The sequence below is a fragment of the Alkalihalobacillus pseudalcaliphilus genome, from assembly GCF_028610675.1.
Taxonomy (GTDB): domain Bacteria; phylum Bacillota; class Bacilli; order Bacillales; family Bacillaceae_D; genus Alkalihalobacillus; species Alkalihalobacillus pseudalcaliphilus.
Genome location: NZ_JAQQWS010000002.1, coordinates 231,212 through 250,323 on the forward strand (window position 1 = coordinate 231,212; position 19,112 = coordinate 250,323).

15 protein-coding genes are annotated in these 19,112 nt (G+C 38.9%); 2 read left to right on the forward strand and 13 right to left on the reverse strand.

Features of this window, described 5'->3' with window-relative positions; genetic code table 11:
• Nucleotides 1–20: 20 nt before the first annotated feature.
• The 8 genes from PQ479_RS07795 to PQ479_RS07830 all read right to left on the reverse strand — a co-directional run bounded on the left by PQ479_RS07795 (nucleotide 21) and on the right by PQ479_RS07830 (nucleotide 9,876).
• Nucleotides 21–1,079 carry a homoserine dehydrogenase gene (locus PQ479_RS07795; RefSeq protein WP_047986771.1) on the reverse strand — a complete coding sequence of 353 codons (1,059 nt, stop codon included), beginning with the start codon at nucleotides 1,077–1,079 and terminating at the stop codon, nucleotides 21–23.
• The gene (locus tag PQ479_RS07800) at nucleotides 1,080–2,285 is read right to left on the reverse strand and encodes a M20 metallopeptidase family protein (protein ID WP_047986770.1); all 1,206 of its coding nucleotides are present in this window, start codon (nucleotides 2,283–2,285) and stop codon (nucleotides 1,080–1,082) included. It lies immediately after the preceding gene.
• Nucleotides 2,286–2,309: 24 nt separating this feature from the next.
• Entirely contained in the window at nucleotides 2,310–3,506 is a 1,197-nt protein-coding gene (locus PQ479_RS07805) for a cystathionine gamma-synthase family protein (protein WP_083991119.1), read from the reverse strand.
• Between the two features lie 213 nt (nucleotides 3,507–3,719).
• Complete coding sequence (locus tag PQ479_RS07810; protein ID WP_083991118.1) at nucleotides 3,720–4,925, reverse strand: M24 family metallopeptidase; 1,206 nt, start codon at nucleotides 4,923–4,925, stop codon at nucleotides 3,720–3,722.
• Nucleotides 4,926–5,187: 262 nt separating this feature from the next.
• Nucleotides 5,188–6,888, reverse strand: a complete 1,701-nt coding sequence (locus PQ479_RS07815) for a PucR family transcriptional regulator (protein ID WP_337957086.1) — start codon at nucleotides 6,886–6,888, stop codon at nucleotides 5,188–5,190.
• A 123-nt stretch (nucleotides 6,889–7,011) separates the two neighbouring features.
• The gene (locus tag PQ479_RS07820) at nucleotides 7,012–7,710 is read right to left on the reverse strand and encodes an ABC transporter permease (protein ID WP_047986768.1); all 699 of its coding nucleotides are present in this window, start codon (nucleotides 7,708–7,710) and stop codon (nucleotides 7,012–7,014) included.
• Nucleotides 7,710–8,561 carry an ABC transporter ATP-binding protein gene (locus tag PQ479_RS07825; protein ID WP_047986767.1) on the reverse strand — a complete coding sequence of 284 codons (852 nt, stop codon included), beginning with the start codon at nucleotides 8,559–8,561 and terminating at the stop codon, nucleotides 7,710–7,712. The genes PQ479_RS07820 and PQ479_RS07825 overlap by 1 nt, the downstream gene beginning before the upstream one ends.
• Before the next feature lie 238 nt (nucleotides 8,562–8,799).
• Entirely contained in the window at nucleotides 8,800–9,876 is a 1,077-nt protein-coding gene (locus PQ479_RS07830; RefSeq protein WP_053070253.1) for a LytTR family transcriptional regulator DNA-binding domain-containing protein, read from the reverse strand.
• A 448-nt stretch (nucleotides 9,877–10,324) separates the two neighbouring features.
• Here PQ479_RS07830 and PQ479_RS07835 point away from each other — a divergent pair, with 448 nt between their 5' ends.
• Nucleotides 10,325–11,512, forward strand: coding sequence for an MFS transporter (locus tag PQ479_RS07835; protein WP_047986766.1), 1,188 nt, complete (start codon nucleotides 10,325–10,327; stop codon nucleotides 11,510–11,512).
• Nucleotides 11,513–11,596: 84 nt separating this feature from the next.
• Here PQ479_RS07835 and PQ479_RS07840 read toward each other — a convergent pair whose 3' ends face one another.
• From PQ479_RS07840 to PQ479_RS07850, 3 genes are all read right to left on the reverse strand, one after another.
• Nucleotides 11,597–11,995 (reverse strand): VOC family protein, encoded by a 399-nt coding sequence (locus tag PQ479_RS07840; RefSeq protein WP_047986765.1) that lies wholly within the window; start codon nucleotides 11,993–11,995, stop codon nucleotides 11,597–11,599.
• An 83-nt stretch (nucleotides 11,996–12,078) separates the two neighbouring features.
• The gene (locus PQ479_RS07845) at nucleotides 12,079–13,506 is read right to left on the reverse strand and encodes a phospholipase D-like domain-containing protein (protein ID WP_047987035.1); all 1,428 of its coding nucleotides are present in this window, start codon (nucleotides 13,504–13,506) and stop codon (nucleotides 12,079–12,081) included.
• Between the two features lie 73 nt (nucleotides 13,507–13,579).
• On the reverse strand, nucleotides 13,580–14,776 hold the full coding sequence (locus tag PQ479_RS07850) for a class I SAM-dependent rRNA methyltransferase (protein WP_047986764.1): 1,197 nt from the start codon (nucleotides 14,774–14,776) through the stop codon (nucleotides 13,580–13,582).
• A 472-nt stretch (nucleotides 14,777–15,248) separates the two neighbouring features.
• Here PQ479_RS07850 and guaC point away from each other — a divergent pair, with 472 nt between their 5' ends.
• Nucleotides 15,249–16,232: a GMP reductase gene (gene guaC / locus PQ479_RS07855; protein ID WP_047986763.1), complete on the forward strand. Its 984-nt coding sequence runs from the start codon at nucleotides 15,249–15,251 to the stop codon at nucleotides 16,230–16,232.
• Between the two features lie 1,272 nt (nucleotides 16,233–17,504).
• On the opposite strand, the gene PQ479_RS07860 is transcribed toward guaC, so the two are convergent.
• Nucleotides 17,505–18,335 (reverse strand): SDR family NAD(P)-dependent oxidoreductase, encoded by an 831-nt coding sequence (locus tag PQ479_RS07860; RefSeq protein ID WP_047986762.1) that lies wholly within the window; start codon nucleotides 18,333–18,335, stop codon nucleotides 17,505–17,507.
• 14 nt (nucleotides 18,336–18,349) lie between these two features.
• Nucleotides 18,350–19,066 (reverse strand): sulfite exporter TauE/SafE family protein, encoded by a 717-nt coding sequence (locus PQ479_RS07865; protein WP_047986761.1) that lies wholly within the window; start codon nucleotides 19,064–19,066, stop codon nucleotides 18,350–18,352.
• Nucleotides 19,067–19,112: the final 46 nt, after the last annotated feature.

Here is a 19,112-nt window from a genome sequence, read left to right on the forward strand (position 1 = left end):
CGATATTCCCCCTCTTATGTCTACATCACAACCTTCTGTTTATTTCCTGCGATATGGATCAAATCAATTAATAACGAATAACCTGTTTCGATTTTACCTGCACCTGCTCCACTTAATGTGACAGTTCCTACTAAATCACACTCATAAGCAATCGCATTAATAGCTCCTTTAATCCCTGCTAAAGAATCGGCCAAATCCACTTTTTCTGGTGCGACCTTAGCGACTACCTTGCCTTCTTCGCCCCGTTTAATCGAGGCTAATAGTTTCCACCGCTTTCCTTCAGCTCGTGCTGTTCTTATGAGTTCAGGTGTGATAGAGGTAATCCCTTGACAGCTAACATCCTCCACTTTTAACGGGACATTCATAATATGATTGGCTAAAATGACGACCTTATATCTGGCATCATAGCCCTCTACATCACTAGTTGGGTCAGCCTCAGCAAAGCCAAGTGCCTGAGCTTCCTTTAAAGCTGTCTCATAAGATACTTCTTCCTCTTCCATTTTAGTAAGAATATAGTTAGTTGTTCCGTTCAAAATACCGCGAATTTCTTTCATTTGATTTCCTACAAGTGCTAATTGTGGCATTCTTAACGTTGGTGTCCCACTCATCACGGTCCCTTCAAATCCCCACTGGACCCGATGCTGCTCAGCTAATCTAGTTAATTTTTGATAAGCCAATGCGACTGGCCCTTTATTAGTCATCACGACATTTTTACCACTCGTAAAGGCGACTTCACAGTGCGAAATGGCAGGCTGACCGGTTTCCACATTCGTGTAAGATACCTCAACAATTGTGTCCGCATTACTTTCTTTGATGGTTTTGATGCTATCCCAATCTCTTTTTAAGCCTTGACTAGTCGGATAAGCTTCTAGTGACCCCGTTTCTTGAACCGTTTCTAAAAGTAAGTTAATATCAAGTCCCTCTGGATGATAAAGCGACCCTTTGTTCCAATCAGATATAGCGACAATCTGTGCTTCAAAGCCATGATTGGCCTTTAACTCTTCTCGCTTATCTCGTAAGATCTCAGCTAAGCCTTGACCAACAACTCCAAACCCTATAAAGGCTAATTTATGCAAAATTTACACCCCCACATATTTAATAACGCCACATTCAGCGGCAATTTGAACAAAAATGGCCGTTCCCAAAACTAATGCGGATTCATCGATATCAAAAACAGGCGTGTGCAATTCACGCTGTAATTCGCCTAGTAACGAACAGCCTAAGAAAAACATCGCACCAGGTAGCTGCTTCGTGACATAACCAAAATCTTCACCACCAAGACCGAAAGGCGCTTCTGTCACTTTTATTCCTGACTTCAGCTTCTGCGCGGCACTTTTTATAATTAGATTACAATGGTGATGGTTATATAAGGCTGGCTCACCACGATGAAAAGAAAGGTTATACTTCCCACCTAATGGCTCTATCACGCTAAATGCTCTTTTGATTTCTTCTTCTAAAGCTTCTCGTACATCAGGCTGATAACTGCGGATCGTTCCGCTTATATAAACCTCGCTTGGAATAATATTGGTCGCTGTACCTGCTTTAATTTCACCAATACTCACAACGGCCTGATCAAGAGCAGAAATCCGTCTGGAAACTATGCCGTGCAGGGACTGCAGAAGTAGACCTAACATCCAAGTAGGGTCTGTCGCTTTTTCCGGATAACCACCGTGCCCTCCTGAACCAATGATTGTTGCTTTAAATTCATCGACATTGGCCATGCTGTACCCGTCGTGGATTTGAATATCTCCACTCTTAAGCCAAGGACACATATGAAGGGCAAAGGCTACATCCACCCCCTCATAAGCACCTGCCTCAAGTAAATAAGGAGAACCTGAGAATCCTTTTTGATCAGGAGTTTCCTCAGCAGGCTGAAAAATAAAACGAACCGTACCTTGCATATGACCCTCTTTAGCCAAGTTTGATAATATCTTGGCAGTCGCTAGCAAAATTGCCGTATGTGCATCGTGTCCACATGCGTGCATAACACCGTGATGTGTAGAGCGGTATTCTGTTTCGTTTTCTTCGTAAATAGGTAAAGCGTCCATATCCGCTCGCAATGCAACGGTAGGACCCTTACCTACTTTTAACTGACCCACCACACCGGTGATAAGTCCTACCCCTTTTTCTACTTTGATCCCTTCCATGTCTGAGAGTGCCTGTGCCACAAATGCCGCTGTTCGAAATTCTTTAAAGCTAAGCTCAGGAAATTGGTGGAAATGCCTCCGCCAGCTAATCAGCTGCTCCTCCATTTCTTTAGCAAATTGATAGATACTTTGGTTCATCTAGACATCCCTCATCTCTAAGTTCTAGACTTCTAACGTCGTAGTCACTTGTTCAAACGCCTGCTTAAAATCATGAATAATATCTTCACTCGCTTCAATTCCGCACGATACGCGAATAAGCCCTTCCGGAATACCCATGGCTGCACGTTCTTCAGGGGTGCACTCGACATGGCTTGTTGTTCGTGCCGGTCCTACCGTTGTTTCTACTGCACCTAAATTGGCCGCCCGATGAGCAAACTGGAGTTTTGGCAAAAGCCCACGTACCGTTTCTACACCACCTTTTACTGAAAAACTAAGCATACCGCCAAAACCTTTCATTTGTTCTTTAGCAATATTATGGTGTGGGTGTTCAGGTAAACCCGGATAATAGACCTCTTCCACCAGTCCAACTGTTTTTAAATATTGAGCAAGCTCCATCGCATTATGACTCTGCTCACGGACACGTAAATGTAACGTTTTCATCCCTCTTAACGTTAAATAAGCTGCCATTGGATCCATCGTCGCTCCATTAATTTCACGATAATGATAGATTTTTTCTATCAGTGTGCTCTCGCCACACACGACCCCGCCTAAAGCATCGGCATGACCGCCAAGAAATTTCGTAGCACTATGAATGACTAAATCAACACCAAATTCAAGTGGATTTTGATTAATAGGAGTTCCAAAGGTATTATCGACAATGACCAAGGCTCCTGCTTGTTTTCCTGCTTCTGCCATCCTTTTAATATCTGTAATTTTTACGGTTGGGTTCGTTGGTGTCTCCAAATACAAAATCTTACATCCCTTTGCTACCTCGGCTTCGATCTGTTCATGGTCCCCTGTCTCACATAAGGTCACCTCGATTTGCTGGCGTGGTAAAAACTCTGTAAAAATTTTATTTGTACCACCATACGTATCTTTAATTGAAACAATGCGATCGCCAGGCAATAAAAAGGTGGCTAACGTATTACTTATGGCTGCCATTCCTGTTGAAAAGCTAGTCGCAGCCTCAGCACCCTCAAGGGTTTTCACTTTATCTTCAAAGGCTTGAACAGTTGGATTCGTATTTCGCCCATAAATATGACCTTTTTTCTTCCCGATCGCAACGTCATACCATTCATCCATATCATCGTAATTATAGGCAACACTTAATACAACCGGTACTTGCGTCGCTCCATGTACGAGATACTCCTTTTCCCCTGCCCAAACCGCTTCTGTACCTACATGTATGTTTTTGTTCATCAAACTCACTCCGTTCTTTTAAATTTAACTTGAGATGGGCTCCACCCAACGTGTGCTCTCATTTTGGGGACCTTATCTTGTTGACTACTCTCATTTTGTGGTTCGTTCTTTTCTTTTAACGCCAGTTCGGTTCGCTTTTCGCCTTTGATGTGGCCAATTTACCGTTTAACGCAGATCTTTATCAACCCATTAAATTAATTGAACATTCAGTCATCAAATCACAGGGTTTAATGTCTCAAATGCCATACCATCTTCTTTGATGACAAGCCCTCGCGGTAGATGCACTAAGGATTCACAGCCACTTGATGTGACACGAAACGATTCGCTCACTTCAAAGCTATCTCCTTCAGACCAGATAGCGGGGATGAGATGGAAGGTCATATTCGGTAATAGAATCGTCTTATCACCTTTACGAATACTCGCCGTATGCTCGCCCCAATCCGGTGGATAATTAAGTCCCATTGAATAACCTAATCGAGATTCCTTCGTCACACCATATTTGTCTACTGTATTTCTCCAAACCTGTTCGACCTCTTCACATGTGACACCTGGTTTAATGAAGTTTAAGCACTCATTCAAGCCTTCCACCACAATGTCTGATAGATTCTTCATATTTGGTGTCGGTTGACCAATATGGACCGTTCTAGCTAAAGGGGCATGATACCGCTTATAACAACCCGCTAGCTCGATAATTACCGTCTCACCTTTTTGATATGGTTCATCGGTCCATGTTAAATGTGGTGTTGATGTTCTTTCTCCAGATGGCAGTAAGGGTACGATAGCTGGATAATCACCACCAAATTGAGAAGTTCCGCTTAGTTGCTCATGACTAATTTTTGCCGCAACATCACAGCCTCTTACACCTTCATTAACCATTTCAATACCGGCCACCATCGCTTGTCTTGAGATAACAGCAGCTCTTTTTATTAATTCAATCTCCGCTGATGACTTAATTAGTCTAACCCAGTTAACAAGGAGCGTTGCATCCATAAATGTCGCGTTCGGCAACCCTTTTACTAATTGCTGAAAACATTTTGCTGAGAAATAATAATTATCCATCTCAACACCGATATTCCTTTTGTCCTGACCGATTTGCGTTAATATCTCCGCAACGAAATCCATCGGGTGACGAACATCAGATTGTACATATTGATCAGGATAAGCAATAATATTTTCTTGATATAGCCAAGTAGTAACTTTGGCTCCATTGGCATCTGCGGTTCTTCCAATCCAAATGGGCTGCTCTTCATCATCAAAAATGGCTAGTATTTGATCAACATAAAAAGACCAACCATCATATCCAGTTAAATAATTCATATTAGCAGGGTCCGTGACTAATAATACCTCGATACCACTTGCAGCCATCCGCTCCTTTGTTTGTTTAATTCTTTTTTGATATTCTAATAATTCAATTTTCACAACCTAACACCCCTTTCCATTCAACCCACCATTTTGCTAATTTCTTTCCTTGATGTCATTATATCGGCAAAGTATCTAATTCGATATTCGTCAAAGTGTATGAATTTTCAAACTTTATTTCAGTCAATTTATCATACATGTTTGATCTAAAATGTACGAACAGGTCGTATAAACATATAAATAAAAAAACACGCGACCCCATTAAAGAGATCGGTGCTTATAAGATTTTCATTTTATTCAAAACCATTTATACTACCTATCACTATTCATCCAGAGCTTCACTAATCTTCCAAGCTTTTATACTTAGATCTAAAAGGAATAAGTGATCCGGATCATTTAAAGTAAGCTTTGTTAACGATTCAATTTTTCTTAAACGATATAGTAATGATTGTCTGTGCAAATTCAATGAACGAGCGGTTTGACTGACATTCCCTCGATATTGGTTAAAGGCAATAAATGTCCCAATTAAGTCCATTTGCCTTTCTTCATCATACTGCACGAGCGGCTCAATCGTATCTAATACAATTTCGTGCATATCGGTGTTATGAACGAGCTGTAACAATACGCGGTCGACACGTGTTTGATCGAACCACGTACGATTGGGCTGTTTGTTTCTTATTCTCCCAATTCTCAGTGACAATATCGCCTGTTGATAGCTTTCTTGAAAATCCTCAAATCCTTTAATTCTCTTACCAATTCCCCAGGAAAGCGAAACATCAGGCATTAGCTGGTATAAGCGGCGATCGACACTATCTAAAAAATCAGTGGCATATTCATGCTCTGTTTGATGCTGCACTTCTAAAAATAAAGTCATTTTCTCATCATCTCGGGTTAACATGAGCTCGCGTTCTAAGGATCGTGCTGCATAAACCAATTCCTCTTCCAAATAATGAAGCATACTCTGATTCCATTGCTCAAAAGCATCAACCGCTTGATCACGCTTAATATAAAGGCTTTTTAACTTTTCAGGATAGGCCACAATGCAAACATACGGCACATCTAGCCTGTAATGAAGTAGCTTTGCTCTCGACTGTGCTTGCTCATAGTTTGTAAATCCACCTTGTGCAAGCTCTTCAACAAAGTCACTACGTAAGCGAAGCTTTGTTTCTTCTACTGCATTTTTCCGTGACAGCCATAAGGCAATACTAGTCGCTGAATGCTCTAGAATATGATTCCTGCTATTGTTTAAATATTTTGATATTTTCAAGTGCTCAGGTATGACTACAAATAAATATCCTTGAGGTTCCCCAGACACCTGTAACACAGGAACTTGAATAAAGGACCTACTCTCATAGCTAATCACATCAAATTTCTGTATGAACGGATCCTGTGTATGTGGTTCCTGATGCTTTTTGGGAATTATACCTGTTAGAACAAGCTCCATCCATTGTTGATTAAATTCTTCAGAATACTGCTGGCTCTCATGTAAATTCCCAAAGCGGTCCGTTAAATAAAGTTCAGCGTAAATCTGTTGCTCCACATATCCCAATATATCTTTTAGCTCTCGTTCTTCAAGAATTAAATGCAGAAGCTCTTGTTGAATTTTTTCTGACTTTTGCCTTTCCTGATTTGCCTTCTTGGTGAGCTCTCCCATGACTAATTCAACGATATTAGCAAAGCGTATTTCCCAAGGAATCGTCATAATAATAAATTCGTTCCTTTTTGCGAGTTCTAAAGCTTCCTGTGGAATATCATAAATAAACCTACCTAAAGCAACCATAAGAGCAGCTGCTTCTGACTCAATAATATCTCGGACAAACTCTACAAATAATGATGGATCTTGTTTACAGCCAATAGCCGTTGTTAAAACAACTTCATTTTTTCTGACAAAATTTTCAACGGGTAGTTCAATGACCGATATCCATTGAACTTTTCTTTTATGTGCAAGCTCCTTACCCGTAATCACATCGACATCGAGTAACAGATCATCTTGTAATACATCATCTACTGTAAGAATTATCAATCACTCTCCCTTGTCATCTCATCCTTCTATTCCCCTTCTAACACTATCTTAAATCCTATAAATGAAAGTCGTAAAGTTAAAAAATAAAAAACCACTCAAGCAAGTTGAGCGGTTTTTACAATCTTAGTCAAATCTTCTTCTTTTAAAAATAATCACACAAACAATAATGGCTACGAATGCCCAAATACCTAATACTAGAAAATGTTCTAGGACAGGGCCTCCATTATCCAAGCTTACAACTAATGATAGGAATTGACCATCTGGTAAATAATTAAGGATCGTAAGAATAACCTCAGAACTAAACAGCTCTCTAAAGAGTGAGCCCATACCAAAAATAAGCATAATTGGTAATCCGACAACTGATGTCTCGATCACTGTTCGTGAAATCAAACCAAGGATCGTTCCTAAAGCGATAAAGAAGATAGTACTAACCAATACAGCCAGTGAAAATAATAATACATTCGCAGGTACCTCAAATTGACTAATTAGAGTGACAATCACAATCATAAGAACCGTGAGCAAAAACGATAGCAAACTTTTACCGATGAAAATCTCAAACGTATTTAACGGTGATAAAAGTAAACCTCTTAATGTGTTTTTCTCTTTCTCTTCGGCAATCATACCAGCTTGCACAAAAGAACCAACAACAACCATCGCTAATATAATCGGTATAACCGTCATCGCTAATGGAACTTCTTCTCCACGCCCAAACATATAGGCAAATAAAATCGGTAATACAACTGTAGATAGTATATAAGCATTTTTCATCAAATCTTTGTAATCTTTAATTAAAACGGTTTGAATTCTTTTTAATGAAATCATTACACTAACAACTCCTTTCCTGTAACACGCATGAAGATATCTCCTAAAGTTGGTTCATTGGAATGAATCGATTTTAATTGATTTTGTTCAATAGCTCGTTGAATAATTTGAGCTCCTTCTACGTCTTTTTGGATAATCTTTTTCTTTCCATCAGCAAATAAAAGTGTGATCGTTGGTTCAGCATAACGTAAGCGCAAATTAGAAGGCGAATCCATTACCTGTATTTCTCCTTGGTTTAAAAAGGCGACGCGCTCACAAATCTTCTCTGCTTCTAACATGTCATGTGTCGTTAGAAATATCGTTGTTCCTTGTTCATTCAACTTTTTCAAAACTCGGTGGACACGTTCCGTACTTACAGGGTCTAAAGCTGATGTCGGCTCATCCAAAAATAACAATTCAGGCTTGTGCAAAATCGTCCTCGCGAGAGTAATACGCTGCTTCATTCCTTTAGATAATTGATTAATAGGCTTTTTTCTTTCATTAGGTAAATCGACTTCATGTAATACTTCATCGATTCTTCGATGCTCTACACCATATAAATCACAAAACATTTTTAAATTATCTTCAACCGTTAACCTTTCGTACAGGCCTGTATTATCAGTAAGAACGCCAATCTTTTTCATTTCAGATGCTTTTTTTAACTTTTTCACCGGTGCCCCAAAAACTTCTACTTTTCCATTAAATGAAGCTAACTGTGCGGTTAGGATTTTGATTGTTGTTGTTTTTCCTGACCCACTTGGTCCTAAGAAACCAAAAGTCTCACCCTTAGGAATGGTAAAAGATACGTTTCTTAGTGCTTCTTTTCCATCAAAAGATTTTTGTAGATTATTTACATAGATAACAGAATTCATCTCATCTCTCCCTTTCGCCTTATCGCTTACCATAAGTTTATAAGTGGCAAAAGAAAGACGCCTTATATTCAAGGTGAAAGGAGTAAAACTCCCGTCATAAGGCATAGAAATCATGATGAACTGATAATATTTTTGATGAAATATACATATTACGTCTTGAATAGAGCTACAAACCATGACAATTGCTGACAATTTCCGGGGAAATAACAGCCCAGCGGCTTAAAAATAAAGATCGTCCTTACATTTTTAATATATCTTTGAGTTCCGATAGATTGCCCTTCGATAAAGGAATATTACTTTTCTTTTTGTCATCCAGAATAAGACTATAACTATTCCGCGTCCACGTCATTAATTCTCTAACCTTTTGTAAATTCACGATATACGAACGATGACATCGGAAGAACCCAAATCTCTCCAACCTCTCCTCTAATTGATTAAGGGTCATCATACAAGGAAATGATTCTCCTTTCACATGTAATAAGACCGTGCCTTCATTACTTTCTATATAATCAATTTCCGTTGGATCAAATAAGATAAACTTCTCATCAACCTTAGCGGGAATTCTTTCAAAATGAACTTGTAAAGTTTGTGATTCCTCTTGTTCTTGGTTATCCATTTCTAATTCGAGGTCATTTGAGCTTTGATCCTCCATCGTCATTTCGTAATTTTTATCAAATACGTTCACTTGTTTTAAGCCTTCATCATTAAGCCGAAAAACAGTTTCTGCCATAATAATGGCACTTTCCATATTACTTGTTATAACTAGAATCGCCACTTTTTTTGCCGCTAACTCGAGAATCAGTTGCTTGAGAATGACTTTACTTTCTAAATCAATATTTTGATCAGGTTCCTCCATAATTAAGATTTCTGGTTGATGAATGACTGATTTGATAATCGAGACGCGCCTCTGTGCAGAAGCATTCAGTTTTTTTATTTTGACATTCCGAAAAGACTGTAGGTTAGCCTTTTGTATATATTCGTCAATATTCGTAGTAGCACTGAAAATGTCACGGTAAAACTTCAAGTATTCATACACGGTTAGTCGGTCATAGATACCTTCATTTTGAAATGAAATACCTACTCTCCGTTTAAACTCTAGCCATTTCTTCGAGTTTTCAATGCCAAAGTATCTAAGCGTACCTGTTGATGTATAGTTGCTACCGATTAAGATATCAAGAAAAAGCTTACCGATATCTCGTTCGCAATGTATGGCAACCGTCTCACCAGGCTTTATTTCAAAATCTAATGAATGGAACCATGATTTATTGCCCTGAATGAGGCTTGCATTTTCTAGCTGAAGGATCGGACTTGTCATATTTATGCTCCTTTTTATGGAAGGTTAATGAGTAGCAACACGGACATCTTGTACAAATGACAGTTACCCATTTCACGCTTTGTCCCCCTGTTTTATGTCATTTTTGTTGGCAGGAGGACATTACTAATCAACCATGACCTTTTCTCTTTACATTCCATGATATTAAAACTTTGCCCTTTTTTCAGAAATACGAATTCAAGAGACGATACGTTTCAAATTCGTAGCTTGATTATATCAAAAAATGAGTTAATTTCGCTCAAGCACCTTATAAACATTCGTACCCCAGTTAATATGCACTAACTTTTCTTTATCCGTTAACATATAATCAATAAGTTTACAAACTGTTCACGGTTCGATTTCTGAAATAGTCTCATGAGGTGTATAATAAGAATGAGATTTTTAATAAAACTATATTCTTATGTGTATGTACATAATTGGAGTGAATATATTGGAAACGAAAAAAGTCTTACCTATTTTGTTTGCGATCATGTTTTTAGTCATGGTTGGTTTTGGTATTATTATACCGGTTATGCCTTTTTACGCGGAGGAGTTAGGTGCCTCACCTGCACAATTAGGATTATTAATGGCTGTTTACTCACTGATGCAATTTATTTTTGCCCCGATGTGGGGTAAGCTTTCTGACCGGATTGGCCGTAAGCCTGTCTTATTAATTGGAATAGCTGGACTTTCATTCTCATTCTTTTTAATGGCATTTGCTTCAAGTTTACTGATGCTGTTTATCGCCCGAATTGTTGGAGGGATTCTCTCTGCTGCCAATATGCCAACGGTGATGGCTTATGTGGCTGATGTAACAGACGAGGAAAATCGAAGCAAGGGCATGGGAATTGTTGGAGCTGCGGTAGGTCTTGGTTTTGTCTTTGGTCCGGGAATTGGAGGTATTTTCTCCGGGACTAACTTAACCATTCCGTTTGTGTTGGCAGGAATCTCGTCCTTGGTGACTTTTTTACTCGTATTAACAGTACTCAAAGAGTCCTTACCAGCAAACGAGAAGGGCAAGTCCACTCGAAAGAGATTACCATTCAAAGCAGCATTGCAAGGACCTACGGCTAATTTATTTCTTTTACAGCTTTTTGTGACGTTATCATTAGCTGGGCTAGAAGCAACTTTCGCATATTATGCTTTTGCCAAAGCAGGTCTAGGAACCGTTCAATTGGGGTACATCTTTATGATAATGGGTTTTGCAGGAGCTCTTGTTCAAGGTGGCTTAGTCGGAAGATTAACGAAAAAATGGGGAGAAGGCAAGGTGATTCAGCTTGGAATTGCGACATCCGCACTCGGTTTTTTCCTCATTTTATTTATTGATAGCTTTATCACGGCGGCGATTTACTTATCTATTTTTGGGATTGGAAATGGCTTTATTCGACCAAGCGTTTCTTCACTTATCACAAAAAGAGCCCAGTCCGCTTATGGTCAAGTTACAGGTCTACTATCTTCCTTCGATTCATTAGGCAGAATTTTAGGCCCACCACTTGGAGGCATGTTATTTATTGTTGCCATTCAACTCCCTTTTATCGTCGGTATCGGATTATCGTTGATTGCCTTTTTCGTTTACCGACATTATGTTTCGCAAACAAAAAAAGAGGATGCCTTATTAACTCAATCTGAATCACTTTAAGAAAGAATAAAAAAGCGAGAGAATGGCTTTAACCACCTTCTCCCGCTTTTTTGTTCTATAATTATATGCAGTAATTGCTTTACTCTATCCTTCTTTTTCTGGTTGGAATAAATCGAGCTTATTCCCATATAAATCAGAAAACCCTACGCCCCATCCACCAGGTACTTTTTGGGGTTCACTATGAAATGTTATCCCTTTTGCTTTTAATTTCGCATAATCCGCTTCAATATCATCTGTTTCAAACATTAGTAAAACTTGATCGCCCGCTTGTTTTCCAATCAGTGTGATTTGTTCTTCTGTTTCTGCTTTTAGTAATTCTATAACCGTCTGATTATCTTTGTAAGGAGAAACCGTTACATAACTCCAATCCGAGGAAAATTGCTGTTCATTAATTATTGTAAAGCCTAGTTGGTTCACATAAAATTGTTTCGCCTCTTGTTGATCAGCAACAAATAAAGTCATTTGGATCATTTTCATTATCATCACAAGATCTCCTTCTTTATTTTAATTACTTTTAGAATAACAAGGTTGACCTATGCAAACTTCTTCTTAATTGCTTTCATTCATCATAACAAATGTGCAAATAATCGCGACACATAAGATAATGCCTTTATTTTAAATTCTTTCCACTTACTAACTTCTGCTTCCTTAACCTCAGAATCAGCTTGATAGCTCCCATCAGCTAATACTAAAAGGCTTTTATGCTCCATCGCTTTATCAATTTCTGCTTGTAGGTGTTTGGCAAATGGCTCACTATCTATTAATAGCATCACTTCCGTATTTAAAAAAGCACTCCTTGAATCTAAATTAAACGAACCGACCATGCTAATTTGCTCATCAAAAATATATGTCTTTCCATGTAAGGATTCTTTATTCGATTGATATTCATATAAAGACTCAGAATAAGCGGCAATTTCACGACGGTTTGGATAATAACCAGAAAAGGCTACCGAATTGGGTGTCGACGCAAATGAGTTTGTCATCAGTCTCATTTTATCGACTTCAATATTATATTCGTCTAAATAAGAAAGCATTTTATTCGTTGGAATAATATAAGGACTCTCCATATAAACAATGCCTGACGCTTGATCGAGTTGCTTTATCAAAGCTTGCCAAATTAGCGGTTGTTTATTCCAACGCTCAAGTGGATTATGCAAAAAGGTAATCGAATTAGCCGGATACGAATTGGCGAGCCAGTCTACCTTTTCCTGAAGCTTTTGATCCTGTGCGACTGCCTGCTGATAAATCTTACGTACTTGTTTCTCACGTAGCTGTCCCTTTTCACGATTACGACTTGTCACATTTTTGACTGCTGGTTTCGTAAACTCATGGTCCCACGTTTTTTGATAATAGTTACTGATATCGGTTAATACACTTTTTGCTTCTACTTCTTGATTACTATGGATTACAATTACATCACGATCATTAGTAGCTTTAGCTGTTCCTTCTGGACTAAAATACCGATCACCAATATTTCTACCACCGAGCATGACCATTTCTCCATCAATAATTAGCAATTTATCATGGTATCGATTATTCCACGTCCACGGCATCCAAATATTGAGTGGTTCATAAAATTTTATCGCCATATTCGGATGTTCTTCCATCGCGTAGCTTACCTGATTAAAATCACGGTTAAACTGATTGACGATACCGTCTAAAATAATACGAACTTGTACTCCCCGATCTGCAGCCTCAAAGAGAGCCCCAACAAACATATCCGCATATTCACCTTTTTGAATGGCATAAGATGATACATCAATACTTTTATCCGCTTGTTGAATCAATTGAATACGTGCTAGCCCTGACTCTACTCGGTCTTGTACAAGTACAACCCGATCATTTGTAGATAAGTCTTGCCTTTCCACCACCTCAACGGTTAAATCTCCCTCCAGAGGCGATGAAAAGGTGAATAGCAAAAACGCCGTGACGATTACATAAAGCACATATATAAGAATCGTGAATCCGGTTATCTTCCCAATTTTCCTAACCATATTATCCGAACCTTTACTTTTTTTATTAGGATATGAAAAGATACGAAAAAGAATCCCCATTAATTTCTAAGTGTTATACACCCTTTTTAATAAATAGCACTTTCAAATAATTACCTTCCTTAAATGTTGAACTCACTTTAAAGTCTACTGGTAAGGAGAATTCCTGTTCAATGTGATACTTCGTATTTTGTGCTTGAAATGCCTGATGCACAAAACTTTTAAACTTATTCATATCAAAAGCAGCACTATTGGTTGAGGCGACAATCGTTCCTTTTTCAGCTGTAATATCAATCGCTTCTTGTAAAAGATTTGAATAGTCTTTCGCAGCACTGAATGTGAACTTTTTAGATCGTGCAAAGCTTGGCGGGTCTAGAACAACTACGTCAAACTGCTTGTCTTTACGTTTAGCATATTTAAAATACTTAAAAACATCTTCAACAATGATGTCCTGTGCTTCGTAATCAACATCGTTTACACTGAACTGCTCAATCGTCTTTGCCAAGCTACGATTGGCAAGGTCGACACTCGTTGTGTGAATTGCCCCGCCTAAAGCCGCATAAACGGAAAAAGCTCCTGTATACGAAAACAAATTCAAGACACTTTTCCCTTCTGAATATTTATCCCGAATCGTTTTACGGACTTCTCGTTGATCAAGAAATACACCAACCATCGCACCATCATTGAGATAGACAGCAAAACGAACACCATTTTCTAATACAAGTAACGGGAACTCTCCTCGCTCACCTACAACAAAATCGTCCTCATCAACGTATTTTCCACCTGTATTAAACCGTTTCTTCTGGTAAATCCCTTTATAATCCGTTAAGTTCTGTAACGCTTCATACACTTCTGCATGGTATTGATAAACGCCTTCACTATACCAGCTTACTACATAATAACCGTCATAATAATCGATCGTTAAACCACCGATTCCATCTCCCTCTGCATTAAAAACTCGAAAAGCCGTTGTCTCCGAGGAAGCATACAACTCTTGACGGGCCGTTAAAGCCACACCAATTTTCCTTTCAAAAAAAGCTTGATTAATTTTCTCATCTCTATTTTGCGTCAAGATCCAGCCAATACCTTTATTCTGCTTGCCGTAATAACCCGTACCTAAATAGGCTCCCGTTTTAGTCGTTAACTCTATTAATTGCCCTTCTTCTTTTAAAACACTTACCTGCTCGATATCTTCTTTAGACAGTAACGGATATCCACGCTTAAACTTTTTTTCGGCTTTTGGTTTAACCATCACTCTTACTGCTTTATGCATCATATTCCATCCTTCGCTTTCAAGATTCTTGCTTCATTGTATCGTTTTTAGCCTACATATACCAGTTCCAACAAAACCTCCCTATGCAGCCACTACACACAACTCTTGATATTCAATAGTGCAAGAAAGCACCGCACATGAGCATTGGCTCTAACGACCACAAATCTCCCAAAATGTTATTCGTATTTGAGAATAAGCAGTACCCAGCGGACGAAAATATGCCGAGATTCTGTGGGACGTAGTGGAGAAAGTTTGAGATCCGCCGGCTGCGCCGATTAGCTCAGTACGACCCCGCAGGACGCGGAGCATCTTTTTCGGTAGCGACGAGCAGCACACTATGCTTGCACTAAAACTATCTAGACATCTCCTATTTTTTTATTTTGACAATTACACTAAAATACGGTAAAGTACCTTATGTACGAACATTAATTTAAACATCATTACAAATCATTCGTATTTAGGAGTGTCATATATGGAAAATGTATTTGATTACGAAGATATTCAACTAATTCCCGCAAAATGTATTGTAAATAGCCGCTCTGAGTGTGATACATCGATTACATTAGGTGGACACACATTTAAATTACCGGTCGTTCCAGCTAATATGCAAACCATTATTGATGAGAGCATTGCTCTTAAACTTGCTGAAAATGGTTACTTTTATATCATGCACCGCTTTCAACCAGAAGAAAGAGCAGCTTTTATTGTGGGTATGCACTCACGAGGACTCATAGCTTCCATTAGTGTAGGAGTAAAGCCTGAAGAATATGATTTTATCGTTCAGTTAGCTTCAAAGGATCTTGTACCTGAATTTATTACAATCGACATTGCTCACGGACATTCCAATGCTGTTATTGAGATGATTCAGCACATTAAAAAGCATTTACCAAAGAGTTTTGTCATTGCCGGAAATGTTGGCACTCCTGAGGCTGTCCGCGAACTTGAAAATGCAGGTGCCGATGCAACGAAAGTAGGAATCGGACCAGGAAAGGTATGTATTACCAAAATTAAAACTGGATTCGGTACAGGTGGATGGCAATTGGCTGCCCTACGCTGGTGTGCCAAAGCTGCCAGTAAACCTATAATTGCCGACGGTGGGATTCGGACACATGGCGACATTGCGAAATCAATTCGTTTTGGGGCATCCATGGTGATGATTGGTTCTTTATTTGCTGGACATGAGGAGTCTCCTGGAGAAACGATTGAGAAAGACGGGAAGCTTTATAAAGAATATTTTGGTTCTGCCTCTGAATTTCAAAAGGGTGAAAAGAAAAACGTTGAAGGTAAAAAAATGTTAGTTGATCATAAAGGTTCTTTACAGGATACTTTAGACGAAATGGAGCAGGATTTACAATCATCGATTTCTTACGCGGGCGGTACAAAGCTTGATGCCATTCGAAATGTAGATTACGTCGTTGTTAAAAATTCGATTTTCAATGGTGATAAGGTCTATTAATCATAGTTAAGTAATAAACACATCCAAACGCAGGCAACTTTTGGATGTGTTTTTTTATATGAAAGTTGACTAAAAGCGATATGGCATCTTCGATGATCGCTCCGGGAATGGGGGCACGCTTTCCGCAGGCCTTGCTTGAGCCTCCGCGCTTCGCTTGCGGGGTCTCAAGGCTCAGGCTATTCCTGCAGGTGTCGGCCACCCCATCCCCTCCGCTTGGGTTGGTGTAGGCTTAATGGTTAGTGAAATTCTCATTCAAAATAAATGAATGGAAAGCCAACCAATAAAAAAGCAAATACAAATTGAATGAAGTTCCATCAATTAAAGAGTGAAACCCTACTTATATGTTTGGAGAGGACTAGTTGAAAACGTACCCACAGGTTAAGAAGTCGTCACTACATATGAATGACCTCTTTGTGCAGTTACTCCAAGGTTTGAACTCCGTATCTTCACATTAAACACTCTTTGTGCAGTTACTCCGAGGTTTGGACTCTGTATCTTCACATTAACCCTCTCTTTGTGTAGTTACTCCAAGGTTTGGACTCTGTATCTTCATATTAAACGCCTCTTTGTGCAGTTACTCCAAGGTTTGGACTCTGTATCTTCATATTAAACGCCTCTTTGTGCAGATACTCCGAGGTTTGGACTCTGTATCTTCACATTAACCCGCTCTTTATGCAGATACTCCAAGGTTTGGACTCTGTATCTTCACATTAACCCGCTCTTTGTGCAGTTACTCCAAGGTTTGGACTCTGTATCTTCACATTAAACGCCTCTTTGTGCAGTTACTCCGAGGTTTGGACTCTGTATCTTCACATTAACCCGCTCTTTGTGCAGTTACTCCGAGGTTTGGACTCTGTATCTTCACATTAACCCGCTCTTTGTGCAGTTACTCCATGCTTTGGCCTTAACATCTTCACATTAAACGCCTCTTTGTGCAGTTACTCCTTGGCTTGGACTCATTATCTTCACAAACTGATATTAATTGTTAAATTGACAATAGCTGACTTTCAACTTTGTTGGTGGTGGTCTGGTTTTGGCTCCGACATGGGCATTTGGTATGAAAGTCATCCTAATGGCGATGTGCTTTTACTTTCTGTAACTGACCTGTTTGGCCCTTTTCACGCAATTACTATGACTCTCTCCCTCAGTATCTAACCTGTTCGGCTTTTTGCGTGTACTTACTACGACTCTCCCCCTCAGTAACTATCCTATTCTGGCCTACTTGTGCTCTTACTCACGCTCTCTCAGAAAGTAACTGCTATGTATATGTACTTAACGATTAACTTGTTTAAAAATCACTTTTTCAAGCAATGAACTCGGCATCATTCGCTTCAAATAATACATCGCTTGAATACCATTACCGACTTGATAGCGGAGCTTTGGTTTTCTCTTTGCACAAACTTTTTTGACTAGGTTTGTCACAATTTGAGGATCGTCAGCATTCGCTGCTGCTGATTTCGCTTTTCTAAGTACATTTCTCTTAAAAAGAGATAAGTCTTGATTGCCCTCATCATATGCCCGTAAGGATTTTTCCCAGAGTGGCGTCTTAAATGAACCCGGTTCAATTAATGAAACGTAGATGCCTTCCTTTAGTAGCTCCAACCTCAAGCTTTCGCTCATTCCCTCTAATGCAAATTTGGATGAGCAATAAGCTGACATTCCTGGAAATGCAAAAAAGCCACTTACACTACTTATATTAATAATTTTTCCTGAATCTGACTTTCTAAGGAGAGGTAAGAGCTCTTTTGTTACGACAAAAGCACCTGTTACATTGACATCATACTGCTCTCTCCACTCTTTCAAGGTTAGATCTTGAAAAAACCCTCCCTGACAGAATCCAGCATTATTAATTAATACATCCACCTTTCCAAATGAAGAGTCAATCTCTTCTGTGACCGTTTTTACTTCCTCTTCCTTTGTCACATCCATTTTGTGGACATGTAAATGCTTTTGCAATTGTAAATGATGAACAGCTTCGACTAATTCAAGTCTATTTTCTAAATTTCTCATCGTTGCAATCACTTGATAACCACTTTTGAGCAGTTCCAATGAAATCAAATAACCAAAACCACTATTTGCTCCCGTGATAAAAGCTGTTTTCATAAAATAATCTCCTCTCAGCTAAATGCCTCGACCAATATATAAATCCCAGTAAAAAGTAACAATGCATAGGAAAGCCATCTGAAAAAGCGTTGGCTCATCCTTTTAAATAGAAATTGACCTAACACGAGACCCAAAAGCACAACCGGTATACTCATCGCTATCGATGTCCAAACTACCTGGCTCGTGCCTACCGTTACGAATTGTATAAAAAAGCTAATTAAATAGATAAATAAATAGAATGCTAATGTAGTAGCTCGTACGGCCGACTTACTCGTATTTGTCCCAGAGAAATAAAGTAAAAGCGGTGGGCCGGGCATGCCTACTGATGTCGTCAGTACACCAGATATTCCTGCCACTCCATAATCTCTGACATTATTTTCTCTTATTCGGAATGACAACAGGAGTAAGGTTGTTAAAAATAGAATTAAAGAACCTATGATAACTTTTAAATACATAATATCTATGATTAAGAATACGTAAATTCCTATTGGAAGACCTGGCATACTTCCAATCACCATACGCTTCAAGACTCCTTGATTGATGTCTCCCTTTATTTTTTGAAACAATAGAAGGGAAATGATAAAAGAGATGACAAGGTTGATTTGGATTGCTTCATAGGGCTCAAATAACAAAAGTAAAAAGGGTGTAGCTAGAATGGAGAATCCGAATCCTGAGCTTGTTTGTAACACAGAAGCTACTAATACAATCAATAAAAACACGATATAATCCATATTCACCTCTACTTATTTTTCTTCCCTTTATCATATAGAAAAAAAC